The 26,846-nt window shown below is 63.7% G+C and carries 19 protein-coding genes and 1 other RNA gene; 17 read left to right on the forward strand and 3 right to left on the reverse strand.

Translation table 11 applies throughout. From position 1 onward, the window contains the following. Positions 1 to 65: 65 nt before the first annotated feature. Positions 66 to 1,820, forward strand: coding sequence for an autotransporter assembly complex family protein (locus JOZ06_RS09475; protein WP_293231774.1), 1,755 nt, complete (start codon positions 66 to 68; stop codon positions 1,818 to 1,820). Next, entirely contained in the window at positions 1,820 to 5,614 is a 3,795-nt protein-coding gene (locus JOZ06_RS09480; RefSeq protein WP_293231776.1) for a translocation/assembly module TamB domain-containing protein, read from the forward strand. The genes JOZ06_RS09475 and JOZ06_RS09480 overlap by 1 nt, the downstream gene beginning before the upstream one ends. Here the strand turns inward: JOZ06_RS09480 and JOZ06_RS09485 are convergent. Next, positions 5,600 to 8,767, reverse strand: a complete 3,168-nt coding sequence (locus JOZ06_RS09485) for an EAL domain-containing protein (RefSeq protein ID WP_293231778.1) — start codon at positions 8,765 to 8,767, stop codon at positions 5,600 to 5,602. The two genes, JOZ06_RS09480 and JOZ06_RS09485, sit on opposite strands and share 15 nt — an antisense overlap. A 118-nt stretch (positions 8,768 to 8,885) precedes the next feature. On the opposite strand from JOZ06_RS09485, the gene rnpB reads away from it, so the two are divergent. The 14 genes from rnpB (at position 8,886) to nagE (ending at position 24,505) form a co-directional block, all read left to right on the forward strand. Continuing rightward, positions 8,886 to 9,251, forward strand: an RNA gene (gene rnpB, locus JOZ06_RS09490) — RNase P RNA component class A. A gap of 144 nt (positions 9,252 to 9,395) precedes the next feature. Beyond that, the gene (gene dusB, locus JOZ06_RS09495) at positions 9,396 to 10,412 is read left to right on the forward strand and encodes a tRNA dihydrouridine synthase DusB (RefSeq protein ID WP_293231780.1); all 1,017 of its coding nucleotides are present in this window, start codon (positions 9,396 to 9,398) and stop codon (positions 10,410 to 10,412) included. Positions 10,413 to 10,432: 20 nt separating this feature from the next. Beyond that, complete coding sequence (fis, locus tag JOZ06_RS09500) at positions 10,433 to 10,684, forward strand: DNA-binding transcriptional regulator Fis (protein ID WP_293231782.1); 252 nt, start codon at positions 10,433 to 10,435, stop codon at positions 10,682 to 10,684. A 67-nt stretch (positions 10,685 to 10,751) separates the two neighbouring features. Beyond that, a complete protein-coding gene (gene purH, locus JOZ06_RS09505) occupies positions 10,752 to 12,329 on the forward strand; it encodes a bifunctional phosphoribosylaminoimidazolecarboxamide formyltransferase/IMP cyclohydrolase (RefSeq protein ID WP_293231784.1) in 1,578 nt (525 codons plus the stop codon). 105 nt (positions 12,330 to 12,434) lie between these two features. After that, positions 12,435 to 13,712 carry a phosphoribosylamine--glycine ligase gene (purD, locus tag JOZ06_RS09510; RefSeq protein WP_293231786.1) on the forward strand — a complete coding sequence of 426 codons (1,278 nt, stop codon included), beginning with the start codon at positions 12,435 to 12,437 and terminating at the stop codon, positions 13,710 to 13,712. 60 nt (positions 13,713 to 13,772) lie between these two features. Continuing rightward, positions 13,773 to 14,504, forward strand: a complete 732-nt coding sequence (locus JOZ06_RS09515) for a transporter substrate-binding domain-containing protein (RefSeq protein WP_293231788.1) — start codon at positions 13,773 to 13,775, stop codon at positions 14,502 to 14,504. 13 nt (positions 14,505 to 14,517) lie between these two features. After that, the gene (locus JOZ06_RS09520; protein ID WP_293231790.1) at positions 14,518 to 15,249 is read left to right on the forward strand and encodes a transporter substrate-binding domain-containing protein; all 732 of its coding nucleotides are present in this window, start codon (positions 14,518 to 14,520) and stop codon (positions 15,247 to 15,249) included. Positions 15,250 to 15,421: 172 nt separating this feature from the next. Continuing rightward, on the forward strand, positions 15,422 to 16,090 hold the full coding sequence (tolQ, locus tag JOZ06_RS09525) for a protein TolQ (RefSeq protein ID WP_293231792.1): 669 nt from the start codon (positions 15,422 to 15,424) through the stop codon (positions 16,088 to 16,090). Positions 16,091 to 16,204: 114 nt separating this feature from the next. After that, on the forward strand, positions 16,205 to 17,062 hold the full coding sequence (yedA, locus tag JOZ06_RS09530) for a drug/metabolite exporter YedA (RefSeq protein ID WP_293231794.1): 858 nt from the start codon (positions 16,205 to 16,207) through the stop codon (positions 17,060 to 17,062). 378 nt (positions 17,063 to 17,440) lie between these two features. After that, the gene (locus JOZ06_RS09535) at positions 17,441 to 18,175 is read left to right on the forward strand and encodes a GntR family transcriptional regulator (RefSeq protein WP_293231796.1); all 735 of its coding nucleotides are present in this window, start codon (positions 17,441 to 17,443) and stop codon (positions 18,173 to 18,175) included. After that, positions 18,172 to 19,281 carry an N-acetylglucosamine-6-phosphate deacetylase gene (nagA, locus tag JOZ06_RS09540; RefSeq protein ID WP_293231798.1) on the forward strand — a complete coding sequence of 370 codons (1,110 nt, stop codon included), beginning with the start codon at positions 18,172 to 18,174 and terminating at the stop codon, positions 19,279 to 19,281. Before JOZ06_RS09535 ends, nagA begins: the two co-directional genes overlap by 4 nt. Next, positions 19,262 to 20,284, forward strand: coding sequence for an SIS domain-containing protein (locus JOZ06_RS09545; protein WP_293231800.1), 1,023 nt, complete (start codon positions 19,262 to 19,264; stop codon positions 20,282 to 20,284). The genes nagA and JOZ06_RS09545 overlap by 20 nt, the downstream gene beginning before the upstream one ends. Positions 20,285 to 20,312: 28 nt before the next feature. After that, a complete protein-coding gene (ptsP, locus tag JOZ06_RS09550; protein WP_293231802.1) occupies positions 20,313 to 22,826 on the forward strand; it encodes a phosphoenolpyruvate--protein phosphotransferase in 2,514 nt (837 codons plus the stop codon). 26 nt (positions 22,827 to 22,852) lie between these two features. After that, complete coding sequence (gene nagE / locus JOZ06_RS09555; protein ID WP_293231804.1) at positions 22,853 to 24,505, forward strand: N-acetylglucosamine-specific PTS transporter subunit IIBC; 1,653 nt, start codon at positions 22,853 to 22,855, stop codon at positions 24,503 to 24,505. Positions 24,506 to 24,577: 72 nt separating this feature from the next. On the opposite strand, the gene JOZ06_RS09560 is transcribed toward nagE, so the two are convergent. Both JOZ06_RS09560 and JOZ06_RS09565 read right to left on the reverse strand, forming a co-directional pair. Next, positions 24,578 to 25,021 carry an Lrp/AsnC family transcriptional regulator gene (locus tag JOZ06_RS09560; RefSeq protein WP_293231806.1) on the reverse strand — a complete coding sequence of 148 codons (444 nt, stop codon included), beginning with the start codon at positions 25,019 to 25,021 and terminating at the stop codon, positions 24,578 to 24,580. A gap of 383 nt (positions 25,022 to 25,404) precedes the next feature. Next, positions 25,405 to 26,562: a YbfB/YjiJ family MFS transporter gene (locus JOZ06_RS09565; RefSeq protein WP_293231808.1), complete on the reverse strand. Its 1,158-nt coding sequence runs from the start codon at positions 26,560 to 26,562 to the stop codon at positions 25,405 to 25,407. 121 nt (positions 26,563 to 26,683) lie between these two features. Between JOZ06_RS09565 and JOZ06_RS20670 the strand changes: the two genes are divergently transcribed. Next, on the forward strand, positions 26,684 to 26,846 hold a 163-nt coding region (locus JOZ06_RS20670), incomplete at its 3' end, for a LysR family transcriptional regulator (RefSeq protein ID WP_366814619.1).

Here is a 26,846-nt window from a genome sequence, read left to right on the forward strand (position 1 = left end):
GCCGGGCTCTCCCCCTGCCCCAAGTCATGCTCGCCAGCCTGGCGCGCTTTGGCTACCATGTGCCCATGACCTTTTCCTCCCTGTTCGCGCGCCTGGGCGGATTGCTGTTGTTCGGCCTGTCGTCCTACAGCTTGGCTGCGGATTACGCGGTGCGCTTCGATGCGCCCCCCGCGCTCGCCACGGTGTTGGGCGATCACCTGCCGCTGGCGACGGCGCGCCTCGAAGCACCGGTTTCCGATAGCGACCTGGAGGTTCTGGTGCGCTCGACGCCGGAAAGCGCGCGCAAGTTGTTGGAAACGGAAGGCTATTTCGACGCGCGCGTGCAGGTGCGTGACGAAGGCGGCTCGCCGCGCCAGTTCCTGGTCCAGGTCGAACCCGGCATGCCGGTCACGATTGGCGCCGTCGACCTTCAGCTGAAGGGCCCGCTGGCAGAAGAATCCGATGTTGCCGCGCGCCGCCAGGCGATCATGGCGCAGTGGCCCTTGCCGGTCGGCGCCGTCTTTCGCCAGGCGAGTTGGGATGTGGCTAAGCGCCAGGCCCTGCAGGCCGTGGCGGCGGATCGATTTCCGTTGGCGCGGCTGGAGACGAGCCAAGCCGTGATCGATCCCGTGGACCACAATGCCCGGCTGACCGTCGTCATCGATAGCGGGCCATTGGTCCGTTTCGGCGCGCTGGAAATTCACGGCTTGAGCCGTTACCCCTTGTCCGTGGTGCAGAAGCTTGCCGATTTCAAGCCGGGCGACCCCTATCGGCTGCAGGTGCTGCAGGACTACCAGGCGGCGCTGGAACATAGCAATCAGTTCTCCGGCGCGGTGGTCAGTGCCGATCTGCAGCATGTGGCGGCCGACAACACGGCGCCGGTGATCGTCGAGCTCTCCGAATTTCCCCTCAAGAAACTGGAGCTCGGTTTAACTTACGATACCGATGTCGGGCCCGGCGTGCGGGTCGGTTTCGATCACAACAATCTGTTCGGCACCGGGCTGACCGGTTCGTCGGTGCTGAGCTGGGATCAATCGCAGCAATCGCTCAATTTCGGTATTGCCTTGCCGCGCACCGCCGACGGCTACGTGCATACCGTCAATGCTGTCATCAAGCGCACCGACATTCAGAACTTGATTACCCAATCGGAGGAGATCGGCGTGTGGCGCATTCACACGCTCGGCAGTGACGAGTGGCGCATCGGGCTGAATTTCGTACGCGAATCGCAACATGTGGTCGACGAGGACTCACAGGTCAACCGCGCGCTGTTGCCGAGCGTCGGTGTGACGCGACGCGCGGTCGATAATCCGTTGCACCCTCGCAGCGGTTATCTGATCGACGGCATGCTGTCCGGCACGGTGGACAATGGGTTGTCCAGCACGAATTTCGTGCGGCTATACGCGCGCGCGGCGCAGTATTGGACACCGTTTTCCTCCGCGTTCGGCACCCTGATGGCGCGGTTGGAAGGGGGGCGGGTATGGGCGAGCAATGTGGCCGACGTGCCCAATTCGCAGCTGTTTCGCGCCGGCGGCACCAATAGCGTGCGGGGCTACGACTATCAAAGCCTGGGCTTGCCCGGACCGAATGGCTCGGTGCTTGGTGGTGCCGTGCTGGTGACCGGGACGTTGGAATACCAGATTCCGGTTTATAAGGACTGGGCGCTGGCGCTGTTCACCGACGCCGGCAACGCCGTGGCCGATTGGCAGAGTTTCAGTTTGAAACGCAGTTACGGGATTGGCGCGCGCTGGTATAGCCCGGTGGCGCCGCTGTCGTTTGATTTGGCCAAGCCTCAGGGGCAGGGCGGCGTGGCCTGGGGCATGAGCTTGGGGCTGGCTTTCTGATGGCGGCGCATCCTTCCTCCCCTCCCCCTGTTACACCGGCGCGGCGCGGCCTGCGCCGCGCCTGGCTCCTTGGGCTCTTGCCGGCATGTTTGGCGCTTGTATTCGCCCTGGCTACTTGGCTGACAGCCAGCGAAAGCGGTTTTTCCCGGCTGTGGCAAGGCATTGCCTGGCTATCCGGGGGCGAGCTGCGTGTGGCAAGGGTCAGCGGCACGTTGTGGCAGGGGTTCCAGCTCGACGAGATCGAATTTCAGAACGCCGATGGACGGCTCTTCATCGATCGGCTCGACTTGGACTGGCAGCCCGCGCGGTTGTGGCATCGCCAACTGGCGATACGGCACCTGGCCATTGGTCTTACGCGTTATGCGCCGAATCCGGCGGCTCCGGCGTCGCCTTGGCCGCAGTTGCCAACCAGTCTGTCGCTGCCGCTCGACGTCGACATCGCCAGCCTGCAGCTGGCCGGCTTGAGCGTTGAACCCGGCGGCGTGGCGCTTTACGACGTACAAGGGCGCTATCGCTATGCGCTGGGACATCATCATCTGTCATTGACGCAACTTAGAATACCGCAGGGTAGTTTGAGCGGTCAGTTCACCCTGGCCGACAGCGCGCCGTTTGCGCTGAGCGGGCGGCTCGCCGGCACGGCGGAAGCCGGCAGCAGCGAGCTCGGCTTCGAGGGGGACCTGCAACAGCTGATCGTGCGTGGCAAAGTGCGTGCGCATCCGGTGGAGGTGGATCTGTCCGGCCGCTTCTCCCCCTTCGCCGACCAGCCTTTCGAGCGGATTCGGCAGCTCGACTTGCGCACCCAGAACGTCGATCCGCACGAAATCAGCACCGCGTGGCCGAGCGCGGCGCTCGACGTCTCTGCGCATATCGAGCCCGACGCCGCGGGCATTGTCCGTGGTCAGTTCAATCTGACCAATCGTCAGAACGGGCCGGTGAGCAGCGGCCGGTTGCCGCTGTCGGCGGCGCAGGGCGCCTTCCGGCTGGATCAGGGCATTCTGCGCATTGGTCTGCTCGATGTCGCGTTGGCGAGTGGCCGCCTGCAAGTGGATGGTCTGTTGCGCAAAGGCGGCGTGGCGCTCAATGCGCGGCTGTCGGGGATCGATCCCCACGCGCTCCACGCGGCGGCGCCGCGTGATGTGATCAACGGCAGCGCCACATTGGCCGGCACCAGCGAAAAATTGCTGCTGCGTGCCGGGCTCAGCGGGCAGCATGCGATGCTGCAGGCCGATGCTGCCTGGTTGCAGCCCGCGGGCCAGCCCTGGCAACTGCGATTGGACCAAGGAACCCTGCACTCGGGGGGGGGCACGCTGGCGCTGCAGGGAACGTTCGACGCCGACCGGCGCTTTGCCCTGAGCGGCGTTTTGCGTCATGGCGACCCGCGCGCGCTGTTCGCGCGCTGGCCTCAGGGCGATCTCAACGGCAATCTGCGCGCCAGTGGGCGCGCCGAGGCGCCGTTAACCGCCGAGCTCGCGCTCGATATGTCGCCAAGCCGCTTGGACGGCGCACCGGTGGGCGGGCTGGCACGGCTTTCGCTGGATGGACGCCGGCTGCGGAAGATCGCGGTGGATTTGAACCTCGCCGGCAATACGGTCCAAGGGCGCGGAGCCTGGGGCGCGCCCGGCGACCGGCTCTCCGCCCGCATCGACGCGCCCGTGCTCGCGCGCATCGGTTTCGGTCTGGCCGGCAGCGCCCAGGGCCAGATCGATCTGGCGGGCACGCCCGCCGCGCCTCAGGTCAGTCTCAATCTCAATCTGCGCCAATTGCGGGTGCCTGGCTTGATGACGGCACAGTCGCTCACGCTCAATGGCATGTTGCAGGACGGCGGCGCGGGTGTCTTCCGTCTGAATGCCGCGGCGGAACATGTTAGTGGCGCCGCCTGGCGCGTCGATAGCATGCGCGTGGCGGCGGAGGGTACCCGGGTTAGGCACCGCATCGCCGGCGAGGCGCAACTTGCGTTGTCCGGGCAGCCCTTTCAGGCCTCGTGGCAAGCAGAGGGCGGCATGCCGGCCAATCAGGCCGGCTGGCGCGGCACGGTGCAGGCTCTGCGGCTTGCCGGCCGGCCGGATTTGACCCTGCTCGCGCCGCTTGCCGTGGCGATCGGGCCCGATGGTGTGACGCTGGGCGCGGGCCGCCTGCGTCTGGCCGGCGCGGAAGTGGCATTCGACCGGCTGACGCGGCTCGCCGATGGCCGCCTGACCAGCCGCGGCCGCATCGATGGGTTGGCGCTGTCCGAACTGCAACCTTGGCTGGATCTTCCCGCCGTTCGCGGGCTGGTCGTCGGCGGCAGCTGGGATGTGGGCGCGGAGGGACGCGGACAGCTGATGCTGGCGCGGCAAGGCGGCGATCTGGCGTTGCCGGGCGATAGCCAGTCGCTGCCCTTGGCATTGAACCAGGCACGGATACAGCTGGATTGGCGTGGCGAGCATACCGCGCTGGAGGCCGAGCTCACCGCCGGCATTGGCCGGCTGCGGCTCGCCGGCACGCTGGCGGCCAGCCCCTGGCGCATTCGGGCCACCACGCCGCTTGCGGCGCAACTGCAACTGGATTTGCCGCAGCTTTCGGCATTGTCGGCTTTGTCCGATACCGCGGAAACCGGCGGCGCGCTGAATGCCGACCTGGCGTTGTCGGGGCCGCTCAGCAACCCGCAGGCGCGCGGGCGCATTCAGGGCCACGACCTGTTGCTGCGCGACCGCCGCACCGGCTTGCGGCTGGCGGGTGGCACCTTGGCGGCTCGGCTGGATGGTCAGACTGTGTGGTTGGATCAATTGCGTTTTGTTTCCGGGCAAGGCGATGCCTCGGCCAGCGGGCAATTGCGCTTGAGTGGCGGCAGCGGCGCCTCGCTGCGGCCGGAAGCGGCGGTGCGAGTGGAAATCCGCCAGTTCAGCGTCTTCGATCGGCCTGATCGCCATTTGGTGGTGAGCGGCCATGCGGCGCTCACCGTCAACGACAAGCTGATCGCGCTGTCCGGGCGCGTGCGCGCCGACCAGGGGCGGCTGTCGCTGCCCAAGGTGGGAACGCCGGCCTTGTCGGACGATGTGATGGTCATGGGGCGGCCGGCGCCTTCCTCGGCGTTGGCGCAATTGCCGGTTGCCGTCGACTTGATACTGGATCTGGGCGACCATTTCGTTTTCCTCGGTCCAGGGCTCGACGTCGCGCTTTCCGGGCAAGTGCAGGTCAGCGCGCATCAGGGCATGGCACCATCGGCGCGCGGCCAGGTGAACGTGGTCAAGGGCAGCTACAAAGCTTATGGGCAGGAACTGGAAATCGACACCGGCACCATTACTTTCGTCGGTCCGCTGGATAATCCCAATTTGAACATCCGAGCCCGGCGGCATCTGTCTCCTGTCGGCGCTGGCGTCGAGGTGCTCGGGTCGGTCGCACAGCCGCGTCTGCAACTGATTGCCGATGAGAGCATGACCGAGCGCGACAAGCTGTCCTGGCTGCTGCTTGGCCACGCCGCCGATGACAATGCGCAGGACAGCAATTTCCTGGCGCTGGCGGCGAGCCAGTTTGCCGCCGGCAGTCTCAACGACAAAGTGGGCTTATTCGACGATCTGGGCTTGACGCGCAAGGAAAGCAAAACCTTGCTCAATGGCACGGTGAGCCCGGCCGAACAGGTACTGACCGTCGGCAAGCAGCTCAGCCGTACTTTCTATCTCGGCTATGAATATGGACTGACCAGCTCGCAGCAGGCGCTCAAGCTGATGTATCAGCTCAGCAGCAAATGGTCGCTGCTGCTGCGGGTCGGCAATAACGCCTCGGCCGAGTCGCGCTATACCCTACGCTTCGATTGACGGCGCCGTGGTCCCTCTGGTCCAAAGACGCGCCATGCTGCGCGCCGATTGCGGCGCGCCGGCGAGAAAACCCTGGAAGCCGCCACAGCCCATGCGCGACAAGAATAGCCGCTGTGCTTCCGTCTCCACGCCCTGTGCCAGCGTGGGGATGCCGAGCGCGTGCGCCAGATGGATGATGGCCGACACGATCGATGCGTGCTCGCTATCGTCTGGCAAACCGGCGACGAAGGTGCGGTCGATTTTGATCATTGCCGGCGCGAATCGCTTCAGGTGCGCCGGGCTGGAATAGCCGATGCCGAAGTTGTCGATCGACAGGCCGACGCCAAGCAGGCGAATGCGGTCAAGCACTTTGATGGCGCTGGCCGGGTTGGTCATCAGCGCGTCCTCGTTCACATCGAGCAGCAGCATGCTGCCGGGCAGCCGGTATTTGGCCAGCGCGGCGCGCATCGTCTCCACGAGATGCGGACGCGCCAGCTCGCCGGCTGAAATATTGATCATGACCGGCAACACAGACGCGCCTTCCTGTTGCCAGGCGGCGATGTCCGCGCAGGCGCGCTCCAGCACCAGCGCGCTGATCGACTCGATCAAGCCGGTTTCCTCCGCAACCGGGATGATGCGCTCCGGCGCGACGACGCCGATTTCCGCATGTTGCCAGCGCAATAGCGCCTCGCAGCCGAGAAGCGTCTGGCCATCCATGGCGAACAGGGGTTGATAGGCGAGGTCGAGCTGGTTCCGCGCCAACGCTTCGCGTAGCCGCGATTCCAGCAGCAGCCGCTCGTTGAAGTGGCTGTTCATCTGGCTGGAATAGAAGCGGAACAGGTTGCGGCCGCTCGCTTTGGCGTGATACAGCGCCAGGTCCGCGCACATCATCAGGCCTTGGATATCGCGGCCGTCCTGGGGGAATAGGCTGATACCGATACTGGCCGAGCAATGCACGGCATTGTCCATGAGCATGAAGGGCTGAGCCAGCGCGGCCAGGACGCGCTCTGCCACTTGCGCGGCTTCCTCGTGGCGGGCGATCCGGGGCAAGACCAGAATGAATTCATCGCCGCCGCTACGGCCCAGGCTATCGACGTCGCGCAGTATCTGCGACAGCCGCTTCGCCGTCTCCTTGAGCAGCGCGTCCCCGATCGCGTGGCCAAGCGTGTCGTTGACGTGCTGGAAATGGTCGAGGTCGATGAACAGGACCGCGAGCTCGCTGCCCTCGGAGTGCGCCGCGGCGATGGCCGCCTGCAAACGGTCATGGATCCGCGCGCGGTTGGGCAAATCGGTCAGCGGGTCATATTCCGTCATATAGCGGACTTGCGCCTCTTGGCGCTTGCGCTCGGTCATGTCGGTGAACAGCGCGATATAGTGGCTGACTTTGCCTCGTTCATCGGTCAGTACGCTGATGGTCAGCCATTCCGGGAAGACTTCGCCGTTTTTGCGACGATTCCAGATTTCGCCGGACCATTTGCCATGCTCGCGCAGCAATTGCCACATTTCGTCGTAGAACTGACGCGAATGACAGCCCGAGGCCAGGATCGACGGCGTCAGGCCGAGGATTTCCGCTTCGCTGTAGCCGGTGCTGGTTTCAAACGCGTGGTTGACCTTGAGAATGCGGTTTTGACTGTTGGCGATCAAAATCGCTTCGGTGCTGGTCTCGAACACCCTGGCCGCGAGGCGAAGCGTGTCTTCATCGCGCTTTCGCGCGGTGATGTCGTGGGCAGTGACCGAACGGTAGCGCTCACCCTCGTAGACGATCTCGTTGAGCGTGACTTCGTAGGCGCGTGCCTGGGACGACGCTGGCAACATCACCAAATAGGTTTGCGGCAGCGGACCTTCCGGCGCGCGAAATAGTGCTTCCAGCCGCTTCGCGCGCTGATTCGGCTCGTCGCCGAGGGTTAGGCGCGCCGCCTCGTTCTGATAGGCCAAGCGCGCGTGCTGGTCCATCAGGCAGACCACCTGCGACGCATTGTCCATCATGAAGCGTGACAGCAGCAGTTCGCGCGAGCGCTCGCGCAACTCGTGATGGCTCGCCCATAGGTCGCGCCGATATCGCGCGAATAGCGTGTTCATCCAACGGGCGAAGATCCAAGAGAATAGGCTTGCGACCACCAGCGCCGACAGCGTCATCAGCAAGGTGGCGTGCACGCGCTGCCTCAAGGTGTCCCGCAGCTCCTGGTCCGCCGCCAGGTCGCGGTCGATCTGTGCCTGGATCGGCAGCACTGTGACCAGCGTCCAGCCCCAGTCCGGCAATTTGCGCGCATAGGCGAGCGCGTGTTTTCCTTCGTACAGACAGGGCAGGAAGTTGCCGTTCGGGCTTTGCGCCATCAGGGTCGCCACCAGCGACCGATATTGCGGTGGCAGTGACAGAAAATGCTGACCCACGCGGCTCGGTTCGGGCGGGAATAGCCGTAATAAGCCGTTTTGGTCGATGACGACGTAGTTGTCTCGCTGCGTCGATTGCAGCGCATCGAGCAGTTCAAGCCCCTGTTGCTGCAACGTATTGTCAGCGTGCGCCACATATTCTCCGCCGCCGATCAGCCATCCCAACGGCGCGAAGCGTCGCACGTAGGCGATCTTGTCATGCATGACGCTGTGGCCCGGTTCCGGCCAGCGATAGTAGAGAAAGCCGGCGCCATCGGCGCTTTGTGCCGCGTTGAGCAACGCGCGCACCACATGCCGCCCGGCATCGTCCGTCAGCGACAGCGAGACGGCGGGGGAGGACTGGCGTACATCCGGGTGCAATAGGACGCGGCCGTCGAGGCCCAGCACGAAGAAGTAGCCGTCCCCGTCATGAAAGCGCAGCGGCCCCAGCGTCGAGAGAATTTGGCGCCCGATCATGGCGGGGGATTGACTGCCCTGCTCGCGCTGCCAAGTCGATTGCGCGATCAGCCAAGCCTGGTCGGTCTGTTCGCGGATATGGCGCTTGAGCGTTTGACTCGTCTGTTCCCGTAGCGCGCCGAGCATCAGTTCGGTCTGCTCGCTGGTCGTTTTCAAATGTTCGCGCGCGCGCTCGGCGGAGAGCGCGGAGAGGGTGGCCTGCCGGTTGGAGAAGTCGCGCCAATGGGAAAACAAAAAATAGGAAGACAGACCCACGGCCAGCAGGAAGACGATCAGCAAGGAGCCGATGAGCTGCATGCGCGATAGACTGGTCTGGTTATGCTCCATGCCGTCCCCCCGAAGCGAACGCACAGTATAGCCGCGGATGCTGCGAATCGGGAATCGTGGCATTGCCTCGTCCGAATCAGCTGGCGCCGGTGCCGATTTCAGGTAAAATCCGCATCGGGAAGTCAGACAGACAGTCGCCGCGCCGGGCCTTGCGCCAGGCGGGGAGGAAAGTCCGGGCTCCATAGAGCAGGATGCCGGCTAACGGCCGGACGCCGCGAGGCGATGGAAAGTGGCACAGAGAGCTGAACCGCCGATGGCCACGCGTCAGCGTGGATCAGGCAAGGGTGAAAAGGTGCGGTAAGAGCGCACCGCGTACGTGGCAACACGAACGGCAGGCTAAACCCCATCCGGAGCAAGACCAAATATGGGCGCGTCAACGTGGCTCGCATAGCGCCCGGGTAGGTTGCTGGAGCCTGCTGGTAACGGCAGGCCTAGAAGAATGACTGTCCAACGACAGAACCCGGCTTATCGGCTGACTTCCCCCCTTATCCCCGCCGAGCGTCCCTTTTTCCCCTCGATCATTTCTTTCCGCTATCGTGGTTGACCAAAAAATAAGCAAAATGTTTTTTACCGCAATGTGAAAAAGCATTACAATGGCCGCCCTCCGCTCGTAATACCTTTGTAAAACATGTTGATAGGACCCTACCGGCTGAAGAACCGCCTCATCGTCGCGCCCATGGCGGGTGTGACTGACCGTCCTTTTCGCATGTTGTGCAAGAAAATGGGCGCCGCGCTGGCCGTGTCTGAAATGATCACCGCCAACAAGGCGCTGTGGACGCGGGAAAAAACCTTGCGTCGTGCCGACCATGCCGGCGAGCCGGAACCGATCGCCGTGCAGATCGCGGGCGCCGACCCGGCGCAGATGGCGGAGGCGGCGAGATTGAATGTCGAACGCGGCGCGCAAATCATCGACATCAACATGGGGTGCCCGGCGAAGAAGGTGTGCAATGTGGCGGCGGGTTCCGCGCTGTTGCGCGACGAGGCATTGGTTGGGCGTATTCTGGAGCGCGTGGTGCGCGCGGTCGATGTGCCGGTGACGTTGAAGACGCGTACCGGCTGGTGTCGCGAAACGCGCAACGCGCTCAGGGTGGCGCGCTTGGCCGAGGATTGCGGCATTGCCGCCTTGGCGTTGCACGGCCGCACGCGCGAGGACATGTACCGGGGCGACGCCGAGTACGACACGATCCGGCAGGTCAAGGCCGCGGTGTCGATTCCGGTGATCGCCAACGGCGACATCGATTCGCCGCAAAAAGCCAAGGCGGTATTGGCCGAAACGGGCGCCGACGCGATCATGATCGGCCGGGCCGCGCAGGGCCGTCCATGGATATTCCGCGAAATCCTGCATTACCTGGCGCACGGCGAATTGTTGCCGCCGCCCCGGGTCGACGAGGTTCGCGACATCCTGCTCGCCCATTTGGACGAGTTGTATGCGTTTTACGGCGAGTATTCCGGCTGCCGTATCGCGCGCAAGCATATCGCCTGGACGACCCGCGGATTAAAAGGCGCCAATGCGTTTCGCGAGGCGATGTATCAACTGGAGAGCACGGTGGAGCAGCATGCCTATGTCGCGGCGTTTTTCGCCGGCTTGGCTACCGACTCCGATCGGCTGGTGTACCAAACACAAGATCTGCCCGAGCAGATCTGACCCAACAAGAGCAAAAGTCGATGAAGACACAAGCCATACAGGACAACGACCATATTTCGCAATCCGTGAGACAGGCGATGGAACGCTACTTCCAGGATCTGGATGGGGAAACGCCTTCCGCCATCTACGATATGGTACTGGCCTGTGTGGAGAAGCCCCTGCTGGAGGTCGTGTTAATCCACACGCAAGGGAACCAGACCAAGGCAGCGGAGTTGCTGGGATTAAACCGCAACACGCTGCGTAAGAAGATGAAATCTTATGATTTGATCTGAAGATAAAAAGGCCGCCCCCCAGGGCGGCCTTTTGTTTGTCCGTCCTTTTTTACTGGCGCAAAACATCATGACCAAAATCGAACGTGCATTGATCAGTGTATCCGACAAGAGCGGGGTGCTTGAATTTGCCCGCGCCCTCAGCGCGATGGGGGTCAAGATCCTCTCGACCGGCGGCACCGCCAAATTGTTGCTTGACGCGGGTGTCGCCGTGACCGAGGTGTCCGACTACACCGGCTTCCCCGAAATGCTGGATGGCCGGGTCAAAACCCTGCATCCGAAAGTGCATGGCGGCATTCTCGGCCGCCGCGACCTGCCGGAGCATGTGGCCAAGATGCGCGAGCACGGCATCGATGCCATCGATCTGGTCTGCGTCAATCTCTATCCGTTCGAGGCGACCGTCGCCAATGGCGAATGCACGTTGGAGGACGCCATCGAAAACATCGACATCGGCGGGCCGACGATGGTGCGCTCTGCGGCCAAGAACTGGGCGCACGTCGCCGTGGTGACCGATGCCGCCGACTATACGGCGCTGGTCGACGAAATGCGCGTCAGCGGCGGCCAGTTGTCGCGGCAAACGCGTTTCGCGCTGGCCAAGAAGGCATTCACCCATACGGCGGCCTACGACGGCGCGATTTCCAATTATCTGACGGCGTTGGTCGATGCCGAACCGACCGGCGTGATCGAACGCTCCTCGTTCCCCGGCAGACTGAATCTGCAGTTCGTCAAGGTGCAGGACATGCGCTATGGCGAAAATCCGCACCAAGCGGCCGCGTTCTACCGTGACCTCGACCCGGCGGCGGGGACCATCGCCCATTACCGCCAACTGCAAGGTAAAGAACTGTCGTTCAATAACATTGCCGATGCCGATGCCGCTTGGGAGGCGGTCAAGACCTTCGACGCGCCAGCCTGCGTCATCGTCAAGCATGCCAATCCGTGCGGCGTGGCCGTCGCCGGCGATGCGCTGTCGGCCTATCGGCTGGCGTTCGCCACCGACTCGACGTCGGCTTTCGGCGGCATCATCGCCTTCAACTGCCCGGTGGATGCCGCCGCGGTCGAGGCGGTGACCGGCCAGTTCCTGGAAGTGCTGATCGCGCCGGCATTTAGCGACGAGGCCAAAGCGCTGATCGCCGCCAAGAAGAACGTGCGCGTGCTGGAAGTGCCGATGACGGCTGGCGCCAACCGCTTCGAGCTCAAACGCGTCGGCGGCGGGCTCTTGGTGCAAACGCCGGATGCGAAAAACGTACAACGCGACGAATTGCGTGTCGTCACTCGGCGCGCGCCCGGCGAGCAGGAAATGGCCGATCTGTTGTTCGCATGGCGTGTGGCGAAATTCGTCAAGTCCAACGCCATTGTTTTTGCGCGCAACCAGCAAACCGCCGGCATCGGCGCGGGGCAAATGAGCCGGGTCGACTCCACGCGCATCGCGGCGCGCAAGGCGCATGACGCGGGACTCGCGCTCGCCGGCGCGGTGGCGGCTTCCGATGCCTTCTTCCCGTTCCGCGATGGGGTCGACGTCATCGCGGAACAGGGCATCAAGGCAATCATCCAGCCGGGTGGATCGATGCGCGACGAAGAAGTGATCGCCGCCGCCGATGAGCACGGCATCGCCATGGTGCTGACCGGCTGCCGTCATTTCCGGCACTAAGAGATGCGCCACCCTGCCGCGGCGGCGGGTGGCGCGTTATCATACGCAGCGTGACCGACGGTATGACGTCGGCGAACACACTTCATTCGAGGCAAGGAAGACAGCATGAAAGTGATGGTTATTGGCAATGGTGGTCGTGAGCATGCATTGGCCTGGCGCATTGCCAAGTCGCGACGGGTTTCGAAGGTTTTCGTCGCGCCCGGCAACGCCGGCACGGCGCTCGATCCCAACCTGACCAACGTGCCGCTGTCCGGAACGGCCGAGCTCGTCGATTTCGCCAAGAGCGAAAAAATCGAATTGACGGTGGTGGGCCCTGAAGCGCCCCTGGCCGCCGGTGTGGTCGACGCCTTCCGCGATGCCGGTCTGAAGATTTTCGGCCCGACGCGTTTTGCCGCCCAGTTGGAGAGCTCCAAAGACTTCGCCAAGGCCTTCATGCAGCGCCACGGCATTCCCACCGCGGGCTATCAGACGTTCGGCGACGCCGAGGCGGCGCACGCCTACGTCGCCGTGCGCGGCGCGCCCATCGTCATCAAGGCCGATGGCTTGGCGGCCGGCAAGGGTGTGGTGGTCGCCATGGATCTGGACGATGCCCACCGGGCCATCGATATGATGCTGCGCGACAATCGCATGGGGGATGCCGGCGCCCGCGTGGTGATCGAGGATTTCCTACAGGGCGAGGAGGCAAGCTTCATCGTCATGGTCGACGGCGAGCATGTTCTGCCGCTGGCCACCAGCCAAGATCACAAGCGCTTGTGCGATAACGACCAAGGGCCCAACACGGGCGGCATGGGCGCCTATAGTCCTGCGCCGGTGGTGACGCCGGAAGTGCACGCGCGCGTCATGCGCGAGATCATCATGCCGACGGTGCGCGGCATGCGCGCCGACGGGCACCCGTACACCGGCTTCCTTTATGCCGGCCTGATGATCGATGCGCAAGGCAATCCCTTTACCATCGAATTCAACTGCCGCCTGGGCGACCCGGAAACCCAACCGATCATGGCGCGCCTCAAGACCGATTTGACCGTTTTGCTCGAGCACGGCGTCCGCGGCACGCTGGACAAGGCCGAGGCCGAATGGGACCGCCGTGTGGCGTTGGGTGTGGTGCTGGCGGCGGAGGGGTATCCGGATGCGCCGCGCAAGGGCGATCCGATCAGCGGCATCCCCGAGGAAGCGGAGGATGGCGTGGTGTTTCATGCCGGCAGCCGCCTGGATGCCGATGGCCGGGTGCTGACGAGCGGCGGCCGGGTGCTGTGCGCGGTGGGCTTGGGCGACAGCGTGCGCATGGCGCAGTCACGCGCCTATGCATTGGCCGACCAAATTCATTTCGCCGGCATGCAGCTGCGGCGTGACATCGGTGCGCGCGCCTTGCACCGCCGGCATTGAGGATTACACGGTAGCGCTCGGCTATAGTGATAGCGTGACCCCCCGGAGAAGGTGGCGCCGATGAATAAATTTCTACGGCAATGCATGGTATGTGCGGGCATGATGGCGGTGACGGCGGCGTGGGGAAAGCCGCCGACGATGCATTTGCTCACCGAGCAGTATCCGCCGTTCAACATGACGTTGACCAACGGTGATGTGGGCGGGATGGCGACCGATGTCGTGCGCGAATTGTTCCGGCGCGCGAAACTGCCTTATCAGATCGAGTTGCAGCCGTGGATCCGCGCTTTCAACACCGCGGTGATCGAGAACAATACCTGCGTCTACTCGACCACGCGCACCGATAATCGCGAGCGCCAGTTCAAGTGGATCGGCCCTCTGGTGGAAAACACCTGGGCGTTATACGCCGGACCGTCCAGCCCCAAAGGCATCGCGGCGCTGGAAGATGCGCGCCGCTATACCATTGGCGGTTACAACGGTGACGCCGAATCGCAGTATCTGATCGGGCTTGGCTTCAACGTCGAACTGACGCCGACCGACGACCTCAACGTGCGCAAGCTCTTGGCCGGCCACATCGATTTCTGGGCAACCAGCAAGCCGCGCGGCACGTATCTGATCAACCAGCTGAAAGCGGATCAGGTCAAGCAGATCTTGACCTTCAATAGTGTTTTCCTCTACCTGGCATGTAACCCCAATGTGCCGGATGCCACGATCCGGCGCTTGAACGACGCCCTGTCGACCATGCAGCACGACGGGTTTTACGAGCAACTGCATAAACGTTATTTGAACGAGTGATCGAGGGGGGGGCATGAAAACCGCCTGGTTGCGTCGCCCGATGCTGGCGCTGTTGTTGGGGCTGTTGTCCGGAACGGCTGGGGCGGCCGGGGTGCGCCTGCTGACCGAGTCGTACCCGCCGTTCAATATGATGCTGGAGAACGGCCAGGTCGGCGGCATGTCCACCGACATCGTGCGCGAGTTGTTTCGCCGCGCCGGCATGGATTACACCGTCGAGCTCATGCCCTGGATTCGCGCCTTCAACACCGCTGTGCTGGAAAACAATACTTGTGTGTATTCGACCACGCGCAGCGATAATCGCGAACATCAATTCAAGTGGATCGGTCCGCTGCTGGCCAACCCGTGGGTATTGTACGCCGGGCCGTCGAGCCCCCGGCCGGGACTCGATCTGGAAAGCGTGCGCAGGTACAGGATCGGCGGCTACAACGGCGACGCCGTGGCGCAATACTTGATCGCGCGCGGCTTCAACGTTGAGCTGACGCCGACGGACGATCTCAATCTGCGCAAGCTCGAGGCCGGCCGCATCGACTATTGGGCCACCGGCAAATACTTGGGCAACTACCTGGTCAAGCAGGCAAACCTGCCGCAGCTCAAACCGGCGATGGTGTTCTACACGGCCTTCATGTATCTGGCTTGTAATCCCGGCATGCCCAACCAAACCATCAACCGGCTCAATGGCGTGATGCAGGAAATGCAGCAAGACGGCTCGGTGGCGCGCATCACCCAAAACTACTTGGCCCCGTGAGTCCTTTGCCGTTTTTGGCCCGCTTGGCGTTACAATAAGCGTTTGCCATGCGCCATGTTGGCTGCTTGTCGCGGTCAGCTATGGAACTTGAATGACATTGAGCGGGTCACTACATCATTTTCATGAAATGATGCCGAGCGACCCACGCCGGCACCGCCTGCAAGGAATTTCCGTGCAACCGATTTCGTTTCTTTCTCTGATTCTCAACGCGAGCCTGGTGGTCCAGCTGGTGATGGCCGGCTTGGTGCTGACCTCCTTGCTGTCGTGGGCGTTGATCTTCAATAAAACCTTCGTGCTCAAGAGCGCCCGCCGCGACAGCGACGAGTTCGAGCGCCAGTTTTGGAGCGGCACCGATCTGAACCGGCTCTACGAGGACGCGAGCCGCCGGCAGCAGCGTGGCGGCATGGAGCGCATCTTCTCGTCCGGTTTCGCCGAATTCCTCAAACTGCGCGGCCGCAGCGGCACGGAGTTGTCGGACGTCATGGCCGGCGCCCGCCGCGCGATGCGTGCCGCCGCGCAGCGCGAGTTGGACGCGCTCGACCGGCATACCTCGTTCCTGGCCACCGTCGGCTCGGTCAGCCCTTACGTCGGGTTGTTCGGCACGGTGTGGGGCATCATGCATGCCTTCATCGGCCTGGGTAATGCCGGCCAGGCGACCCTGGCCACTGTGGCGCCGGGTATTGCCGAGGCGCTGGTCGCTACCGCCATCGGTCTATTCGCCGCCATTCCCGCCGTTGTGGCCTACAACCGCTTTGCCACCGACGTCGACCGTCTGGCCACGCGTTTCGATACCTACATGGAAGAGTTTTCCAATATCCTGCAACGCCTAGCGACGCGCTGACGGGCTCTGGGCGCGCGCCGCGCCCAGAGTGGACCTGTCTTATTCCAAGATAATGGCTCTTTGCTGTTTGGATATGAACTCATAGAATGATCGGTCATTCCCCTGGCCGATCCTATGACTCAACACCGTCTTCCCGTTCTGTTTTCTCTCTTCGCGCTTTACATCATCTGGGGTTCGACCTACTTCGCCATCCGTATCGGCGTCGAGCACTGGCCGCCGTTGATGATGGCTGGCGTGCGCTTTTTGCTGGCTGGCATGCTGATGTTCGGCTGGTTGATCGCGCGAGGCGCGCCGATGCCGAATCGGCGGGAGTGGGGAGGCGCGGCGCTCTTGGGCTTGCTGATGCCCGCTATCGGCAATGGGCTTGTGACGATGGCGGAAACCCATGTGTCCTCCGGCGTGGCCGCACTGGTAGTCGCCACCGTGCCGTTGTTCACCACGCTGTTCGCCGGCCTGCTTGGCCATCCCGCCCGGCCCAAAGAGTGGCTGGCGCTGGCGCTCGGCTTCTGCGGCATCGTGCTGCTCAACTTTGGCGCCAATCTGGGCGCGAGCCCCATCGGCGCCGTGCTGTTGATTCTGGCCTGTGCCGGCTGGGCGTTGGGATCGGCGCTGAGCAAGAAAGTGACTCAGCCCAAAGGTATGATGTCGAGTGCGGCCATGATGCTGTGCGCCGGCGTGGAGCTGCTGCTGGGCAGCACGCTGAGGGGTGAGCACTTGAGCGCGCTGCCGCCGCTTTCCGGCTGGCTGGCCATGCTCTACCTGGCGGTTTTCGGTTCGATCGTCGCCTATACCGCGTACATCTATCTATTGGCGCATGTCCGTGCCTCGCTGGCCACCAGTTACGCTTACGTCAACCCGGTGATTGCCGTGCTCCTCGGCATGGGCTTGCTTGGCGAACATGTCGGCCAAGCGGAATGGGCCGGCATGGGCGTCATCGTTTCCGCCGTTCTGTTGCTCGCCTGGCGACGCTGATTTACCACACTGTGCGCTCGTCATGCCGCTCGCATGGCGAATGGTGTTTTCCTTGATGCCGGCGCGGCCGCCAAAGGCCGGTCGACGCCGTTCCTATCAGACCACTCGTCGGAAACCGCTTCGCGGGATCACCACTGCGGCGGCGATGATACAGGCGGGCAAATGCCTGCCATTGTTTCCATCGCCAAGACGTTCCTCCGGCGCTAATACCACTTTGCCAGCGCTCTATTCATACCAAAAGCATAAATACTGGGTAAAACACCACTGATTGTGCCGTGCAGCATATCGAGGTGGCGATAAATCTTAGGAAATTGGTATTGACGTGGTATTGAAGTGGTATTAATTTTCGCCACACATACTCATTCCCGGAAGTGGCAAATGGATAGTCGCTGGACTGCCTTGTTGCTGGATGAAACGGCGAACACGCCGCTGTATTTGCAATTGGCGCGCAAACTCGCCGAGGCGATCAATGCCGGCTGGTGGCAGGCGGACGAGGCCTTGCCGTCGGAGCGTTCGTTGTGCGAGGCGCTGGCGATTTCCCGCGTCACGGCGCGCAAGGCGCTCGACATCTTGCTGGATCAAGGGCTCATTACCCGACGCCATGGTTCCGGCACCTTTATTACCCCGAAACTCGAACAACCGTTGTCACACCTCAAGGGCTTCAGCGAAGTGCTGAAGGCCAAGGGCTTCAAACCCGAGTCGCAATGGCTCTCGCGCGATCGCGGCATCCCGTCGACTGAGGAGATCATCAAGCTGGGGCTATCGCCCAATGCCGAGGTTTACCGCCTCAAGCGCAAACGCTTGGCGGACGGCGTGGTGATGGCGATTGAAATCAGTACCTTGCCGGCCTCCTGTCTGCCCGATCCGCAGCAAATCGGCGGCTCGCTGTACGCCTACCTGGATAGTGCCGGTCATTCGGTTGTGCGCGCCTTGCAGCACGTGCGGGCGATCAATGCCACGCCCGATCTCGCCGCGCTGGCCGGCATTCCTGTCGGCGAAGCGATGCTGCGGGTCACGCGTATCGGCTTCGATGCCGCCAACAATGCCATTGAACTGACCGATACCTACTGTCGAAACGATTACTACGATTTTGTCGCGGAGCTGAAGCGATGAGTGATTTACAACAATTGAGCGGCCGTATCCTGACGCCCACGGGTTGGGTGGAGGGCACACTGGCCTTTGACGAAAAAATTCGCGCCATCGAGGCGAAAACGCTGACTGGACCGCAACCGGTGATCTTGCCGGGTTTCATCGATACCCATGTGCATGGCGGCGGCGGCGCCGACACCATGCAAGGCGGCGATGCGGTGGTGACGCTGTCGCGGCTGCATGCCCGCCACGGCACCACGTCGCTCTTGGCCACCACGATGACCGCGCCCGAGTCGGACATCGTCGCCGCGCTGACCGCGCTGTCCGGCGTCTGCGCAGTGCGTCCGCCCCAAGCGGCCCGCGTGTTGGGCGTGCACCTGGAAGGGCCGTACATCAACCGCGGCAAACTGGGCGCGCAACCCGACAACACGAGCCAGGCCGCCTTGTCGCAATTCGACCGCTTCAACCGGATCGCACCGATTCGCCTGGTGACCATCGCGCCGGAAATCCCGGGACACCTGGACATCATCGCTGCGCTCAAGGCGCGCGGCGTGCGCGTGCAGCTTGGCCATACGCTGGGCAGCTATGAGGACGGCGTGGCGGCGCTCAAGCACGGCGCCCATGGCTTCACCCACCTGTTCAACGCCATGACCGGCCTGCATCACCGCGAGCCGGGCATGGTCGGCGCCGCGCTCGCGCATGCCGAGTATGCCGAGCTGATTCCGGACCTGCTGCACATCCATCCGGGCGCGATGCATGCCGCGATGCGCGCGATCCCGCGACTCTTTTGCGTCACCGACTCGACCGCCGCCGCCGGCATGCCCGACGGGCAGTACCAGCTCGGCTCGCACACGGTAACCAAGTGCCTGGGCGGGGTTCGCCTAGCCGACGGCACGCTTGCCGGCAGCACGCTGACCATGGATCAGGCGCTGCGCAACCTGGTGTCCATCGGGCTCGATTTGGCCGATGCCTCGCACCGCCTGTCGCAAAACCCGGCCGATTACCTCGGCTTGGCGGATCGCGGCCGGCTGGGCGACGGCTGTTGGGCCGATCTGACCGTGTTCGATACCGACCTCAATCTGACTCATGTTTATGTCGAAGGAGAATCCCTTGTCCTCGCTGATGCTTGAAGAAGCGCAAAGCGCCGCCGATGCGGTCGCCGCGCAACATATGTATGCCGATGAACGCCTGTCGATGCTGGGTCGCCTGCTGGTGCAGCGTCCGCCGCAGATGGCGCTGACCGTGGCCCGCGGCAGCTCCGACCACGCCGCCAGCTATTTCGCCTACCTGGCCATGCAACGCCAGGGGCTCCCGGTGGTGTCGCTGCCGATGTCGCTGGTGACGCTGCACCACGCGCCGCTGGCCGTGAACGGCCAACTGGCGATCGGTCTGTCCCAGTCCGGCCAGAGCCCGGATCTGGTGGAAACCATGAGCGCGCTCGGCCGCGCCGGCGCCGTGACCGTGGCCATGGTCAACCAGAACGAATCGCCGCTCGGCGATTGCTGCGAATGGGTGGTGCCGCTGTGCGCCGGCCCGGAAAAGAGCGTCGCCGCGACCAAGAGCTACATCGCCTCGCTGTCCGCCGTGGCGCGCCTGGTGGCGCACTGGCAAGGTGACAAGGCGCTGCTGTCGGCGTTGGATAGCCTGCCGCAACGTTTGGTCGAGGCCGCGAAGCAAGACTGGTCGCGCGCCATCGACGTGCTGGCGCCGCTCGACCGCATCATGGTGGTCGGACGCGGTCTCGGTTTCCCCGTGGCGTTGGAATCGGCGCTGAAGTTCAAGGAAACCTGCGCGTTGCAGGCGGAAGCCTTCAGCAGCGCCGAAATCCGCCATGGGCCGATGGAGTTGATCGACAAGGGCTACACGCTGTTGATCTACGCGCCGCGCAGCCCGGAACAAGCCGGCTTGATCGCCCTGGCGCGCGAAATGCGCGACCGCGGCGCCAATGTGCTGCTGGCGGCGCCGCAGGACGTGGCCGAGCGTGAATTGACGCTGTCCACCGCCGACGACGAGGTACTCGATCCCTTGCTGGCGATCCAAAGCTTCTACTTGATGGCGGCGCAATTGTCGGAAGCCCGTGGGATGAATCCCGATCAGCCGCGCCATCTTTCGAAAGTAACACGCACCGTCTGACGGCGGCTGCGCCAGACAGGAAAACATCATGACCCAAGCGCTCGAACTCAAAGCCCCATTGACCGGTACGGTGCTGCCGCTGGAGCAGGTGCCCGATCCGGTCTTTGCCGGGCGGATGATGGGCGACGGCCTGGCCATCGACCCCACCAGCAGTACGCTCTTGGCGCCGTGCGACGGCGTCGTCACGCAGATCGCGCGCACGCACCACGCCCTGACGCTGACCGCCGCCAATGGTGCCGAGATATTGATGCACATCGGCATCGATACCGTCAGTTTGAAGGGGGAGGGGTTCAAGCCGCTGGTGGCGCAGGGCCAGACCGTGACCTGCGGACAGGCGCTGATCGAGGCCGATTTCAGCTTCATCGCCGGCAAAGCGCCGTCGCTGATCACCGTGGTGGTGATTGCCAATAGCGACACGCAAGAGATGGCGGAAAGGGCCACGGGCGCAGTCACGGCCGGCCAGTCGATCTTGATGCGTGTGCGCGCCAAGGGTGCCGCATCGGCCGTGGCGGATGCCTCGGCGACGCCAAGCGCCGATACGACGGCCTGGGCCGTGGTCGGTCATGGCGACGGTGTGCACGCCCGGCCCGCCGCGATGATCCAGGCAGCCGCCAAAGCGTTCAATGCCCGCGTGTTCTTGCGCTTTTCCGGTCAGGAGGCCAATGCGCGTAGCGTGGTGAGTCTGATGGGCCTCGGCATCGGCCATGGCGACCGGGTGGAGGTGCTGGCCAGCGGCCCCGAAGCCGGTCAGGCTCTGGCCGCGGTGGTGGAGGCGCTCGAGGCGCATAGCCCTAGCGCCCATGGCGAGGTCGAGGCACCCGCCGTACCCGCGCCTGCCGCGCTGGGCGCCGGTAAGGTCGGCGGTGTGCTGGCCGCGCCGGGTTTGGCGATCGGACCGGTGGCGCAATTCGCCGCCGCCGAGCCGCGCGTGGTCGAGCTTGCCGGTGAGCTCGGCACGGAATACAACGCGCTGGCGCGGGCGCTGGCGACCGTGCGCAGCGCCATCATGTCGCAGATGCACGCCGCGCTGAAGCATGGCGACAAGGCGATGCAAGCGATTTTCGACGCCCACTTGGCCTTACTGGACGACCCTGAATTGGTCGGGGCCGCCGAGCGGGCGATCGGACAGGGCAAGAGCGCTGGCGTGGCGTTCCGCGACGCGGCGCGCACCCAGCGTCAAGTGCTCAGCGCCATGAATAATCCGCTGTTGGCCGAGCGCGCCAACGATTTGAAGGACCTGGAGCGACGCGTGTTGCTGGCGATCAGCGGCGACGCGGATCAGAAGCCGGTGGTGCCGCCGCGCTCGATCCTGATCGCCGATGACCTGACGCCATCGGATCTGGCCGGTATGCCGGCCGATGCCCTGGCCGGCGTCGTGCTCGCGCGTGGCGGCGCCACGTCGCACGTGGCGATCCTGGTGCGCGCGCGCGGTATTCCCGCCCTGGTGGCCACCGGCGCGGCGGTGCTGCAGATTGAGAACGGTCTGGAGGTGCTGCTCGATGCCACGCATGGCGTACTCGATATCACGCCTGCCGCCGATAGCCTGCAAGCCGCGCGGCAACAGATCGACGCGCGCCGCGACACGCTCGAGCACATGAAGCGCCAAGCGCTCGAACCTGCGCATACGCTGGATGGCCAGGCCATCGAGGTGGCCGCCAATATTGCCAACGAGCGCGACGCGCGCGAAGCGGCGCGTTGCGGCGCCGACAGCGTCGGCCTGCTGCGCAGCGAATTCTTGTTCATCGAGCGCGAGTCGGCGCCGAGCCGCGACGAGCAACAGGCCGCGTATCAGGCGGTACTCGACGCGCTGGAAGGGCGCAACGCCATCATGCGCACGCTGGACGTCGGCGGCGACAAGGAGGTGCCCTACCTGAGCCTGCCTCAGGAAGACAACCCGGCGCTGGGCTTGCGCGGCATCCGCAGCGGCTTCGCCCGCCCGGCCTTGCTGGACGATCAACTGGCTGCGATGTTGGCCACCCGTCAGGCCAGCCGGTTGCGCATTCTGTTGCCGATGGTGGCCGACGTGGCCGATCTGCTGCGCGTCAAGGCGCGGCTGGGCGAGTTGGCGGCGGAAATGGGCATCACCGCGCTGCCGCAACTGGGCGTGATGATCGAGGTGCCCTCGGCCGCCTTGCTCGCCGATCAGCTGGCCGAGCATGCCGACTTTCTGTCCATCGGCACCAACGACCTGACGCAATACACGCTGGCGCGCGACCGCTGCAATCCGGACCTGGCCGCCGGCCTCGACCCCATGCACCCCGCGCTGTTGCGCCTGATCGCCCAAACCGCCGCAGGCGCCGCCAAGCATGGCCGCTGGGTGGGTGTGTGCGGGGCGATGGCCTCCGATCTGGAGGCCGCGCCGGTGCTGATCGGCTTGGGCGTGACCGAGCTGTCGGTGAGCCCTGGATTGATTCCCGAACTCAAGGCCAGGGTGCGTGCCCTGGATCTGGCCATGTGCCGACGCGAGGCGCAGTCGTTGTTGCTGCTCTCGTCGGCCGCGGAAGTCCGCGCGCGAGCGCGCGAAATCTGGCCGCAGGTGTAGGCGGCTTCTCAACACAGGAGAGTGAGATGGCATTAAGTAAATTCGCAGGCATTCAGCAGCTAGGGCGCGCCCTGATGCTGCCGATTGCCGTGCTACCAGTCGCGGGCTTGCTCCTGCGCCTGGGGCAGCCTGACCTGTTGAATATCGCTTGGCTCGCGCAGGCGGGCGGCGCGATCTTCGACAATTTGGCTCTGGTGTTCGCCATTGGCGTGGCGGTCGGTTTCGCCAAGGAGAACAACGGTACCGCCGGCTTGGCCGGGGTGGTCGGCTATCTGATCCTCACCGCCGTGCTCAAGGCGCTGGACGACAAGATCAACATGGGGGTGCTCTCGGGCATCATCATGGGTTTGGTCGCCGGCGGCTTGTACAACCGCTATAAGGACATCAAGCTGCCGCCGTACCTGGCGTTCTTCGGCGGCAAGCGCTTCGTGCCCATCGTGACCGGGTTGTCCAGCGTGGTGCTCGGCTTGGTGTTCAGCGTGATTTGGCCGCCGATCCAAAACGGCATCGGCGCTATCGGCAATTGGCTGATCAACGCCGGCAGCATCGGTCTGTTCGTCTACGGCGTGCTCAACCGTCTGCTGATCGTCACCGGTCTGCACCACATCCTCAACTCGCTGGTGTGGTTCGTGTTCGGCAGCTTCCCCGGCGCGGCCGGCAAGCTCGCCACCGGCGACTTGAACCGCTTCTTCGCCGGTGACCCGACCGCGGGCGCCTTCATGACCGGCTTCTTCCCGATCATGATGTTCGGCCTGCCGGCCGCCTGCTTGGCCATGTATCGTTGCGCCAAGCCGGAAAACAAGAAAGCCGTGGCCGGTCTGTTGCTGTCGATGGCGCTGACCGCTTTCCTGACGGGCGTAACCGAGCCGGTGGAATTCGGCTTCATGTTCCTGGCGCCGGCGCTGTATGCCGTGCATGCCGTATTGACCGGCTTGTCGCTGGTGATTACCCACCTACTGCACATCCGCCTGGGCTTTACCTTCTCGGCGGGCTTGTTCGACTACCTGCTTTCCAGCGGCAAGGGTGAGAACCCGCTGTTGATGCTGCCGGTCGGTTTGGTGTACTTCGTGGTGTACTACGTGGTGTTCACCTTCTCGATTCGCAAATTCAACCTGATGACCCCGGGCCGCGAAGACAACGCGCCGGTGGTGCCCGATCAGACGATCAGCGCCAGCGATCGCGCCCGTGGCTACATCGCCGCGTTGGGCGGCGCCGCCAACCTGAAGTCGGTCGACGCCTGCACCACCCGTCTGCGTTTGGAAGTGGTCGATGGTCATGCGCTGGACGAAACGGCGCTCAAGGCGCTGGGTTCGCGCGGCATGATTCGCCCCGCGCCGGGCAGCGTGCAAGTGGTGATTGGGCCGGAAGCCGACTTGATTGCCGACGAAATCCGTCAAGCATTGCACCAGATGGAAGGCGCGCCGGCCGCGTCGTCGAGCACGCCAAATTTTGATCGCGCCCGCTGGACGGCGGCATTGGGCGGCGAAAGCAATATATTCCATGTCGAGCAGGTGGCCGGTACCCGCCTGCGCGTTGAAGTGGCGGACAGCGGCCGCGTCGACGAGAAGGCATTGAAGGGGCTGGGGGCGGTGGAAATCGTGCCGTTCTCCAGCACGCTGTTGCATGTGGTTCTGGCGGGCGACGCCGATCAGGCGGTGGCCGTGCTCAACCACAAATGATCGACGAAAGTTGATCGACTCCCCCGCGACCGGGCGCGTTGAGCGCCCGGTTTTTTTACGTCTGGCGGGTGCTTATTCGGTGTCCACCACCTCGGGCATGCGCAACGGCACCGGCACGTCGATGACGATCGAGGTCTTGGTGTCGCCGTATTGCATCAAGCGGGCGATCAGCGCCTGCAAATCGGGCATCGAATGCACTGCCACCTTCAACAGCAGGCCGCTGGTGCCGGTGACCGAAAAGCACTCCAGGATTTCCGGCATCGTCGCCAACTGCTCGATGACGATGAAGTAGTCCTGATGTTTGACGGTCAGCTCGATCAGGCACTGGATCGGGTAGCCGATTTTGCTGGGATTGATGCGCGCGTGATAGCCGGTGATGACGCCGGCGCGCTCGAGTTTTTCCACCCGATCGGCCACGGCCGGAGCGGATAGATTGACCCGCCGCGCCAGCTCGGCGAAGCTGATGCGCGCGTTTTCGTAGAGCGCATTGAGGATTTTCTTATCGAACTTATCCATGGCTTCGAATCGAAGGTAAAACTAAATTATAAACAAACATTCGAAGCTTGGAAGTGATAATTATCAGGGGAACACCATTAATCATCGCCGGGGGTAGCCGTAGAATACGGGCCTCAGCGGTGCTTTGCTCCGCTACCGGATCTGTTGTGGAAAACTGTCCTGTCCCGTTGTGACGTTAACTTCCGCAACTGTCCTGGTGATCTCTTTGTCCCTGGTCACAAGTCATTGTCTTGAATGTTGACGGCGACCTTTTCTCCGAGCCTGTTTTTCGACAGGCTCGTTTTTTTTGTCCCTAGGTATTTGGTGCAATGCCGCGCGTTGCGCGTCGATTGCACCCTACGAAACGGGACACCCCTTCGCGTAGGGCGCACTCGCCGCAATCTCTATTTACCCCCACGCCGCCATCGCAGCGACGCGGCCGCCAGCGCCAAGGCGGCGGCCGAGGTGCCAAGCGACGCCGACAGGGTGCCGAGACGGTCGGCGCTTAGCTGGGCGAAGAACGGCCCGGCCACCTGCCCGACGCCGAAGCCGAACGTCATGATCCCCATCAAATTGGTTTTCGCGCCCGCCTGCAGTTGGCGCGCCGCCGGCATGACGATCACCGTCGTGCCCATGAAGGTGCCGCCGAGACAGGCAGCGGCGCACAGATGCGCCCAAAAGAAGGGGAAAGCCACCGGCAGACCGACGCCCAGCGCCTGAATGCTCAGATTCCAGATCAGCGCCCGCCGGGCGTTGCAGCGGGTCGACAGCCAATACCAGGCTGGGCAGGACAGCATGGCGGCAAGTCCCACCAGTCCCCAGACCAGGGTGACGCCGTCGCGCAGCTGTGCGGACTGGCTCAACATCACCGGCAAATAGGTGGCGCTGATGATATAGCCGAACCCCGCCAGTGTGTAGACCAGCGTCAAATGCCGGCGCGTGAGCCCGTCCACGTCGAGAGAATGCGCGCGCGGGCTATGTGCGGAGGCCGCGTGCGTGCGTGGCAGCAGGACAAGCGGCAGCACCGACAGCATGAGCGCCGCCGCGCCGCAGGCTGTCCATAAGGCGCCGACGGGAAGGGTGAGCGCGGCGGCGTGGCCGATGAGCCAGGTGGACAGCAAGATGCCGAGCCCGACGCCGGCGTACAGCACGGGCGCCATGGCGGGGTGGGCGTCGGCACGCAAGCAGCGGGTCGATACCGATACCATGGCGCAGGCGCTGAGAAAGCCTGCCAAGAGCCGCAGGACGAGGATGGCCGGGTACCAGCGCGTGACCGCCATCAACAGCAGACAGGCCACCGTGGCCAGCAGACAGCGTGCCGCCTGCCTGCCGGCGCCGTCGTACGGCCAGCGCGCGGCCAGCAGGCTGCCGGCCAAATAGCCGGCATAGTTGGCCGCGGCCAGCCATGAACCTTGCGGCAAGGTAATGACCCCGGCCTTGAGCATCAAGGGGTAGAGCGGGGTGTAGGCGAAGCGGCCGAAGCCCATGGCGACCGCCATGGCCAACATGCCGGACAACGCCAGCAGCCAGTGCTGACGCGTCGCGCCAATCGATGTTTCCATATCTATCACTTATAGAGAATCGTTAGTCAATGTTATTTACTGAAAGTGATCTATAAGATAGGCTGTCTGATGTATTCTCAAAAATGAAAAATAGTGATGCGTCATTCACTGAAAGCGAATCATGAACCTGGCCGAACTGCGTGTTTTTCAAGCGGTGCATGAGTGCGGCGGCGTCTCGCAAGCCGCGCGGCGTTTGCATTGCGTGCAGTCGAATGTCACCGCGCGGCTGAAGCAGCTTGAGGCGCGGCTGGGCGTGCCGCTGTTCACGCGCAAAAACCGGCAGA

Origin of the sequence: Paludibacterium sp. (assembly GCF_019232825.1) — a bacterium.
Lineage (GTDB): Bacteria > Pseudomonadota > Gammaproteobacteria > Burkholderiales > Chromobacteriaceae > Paludibacterium.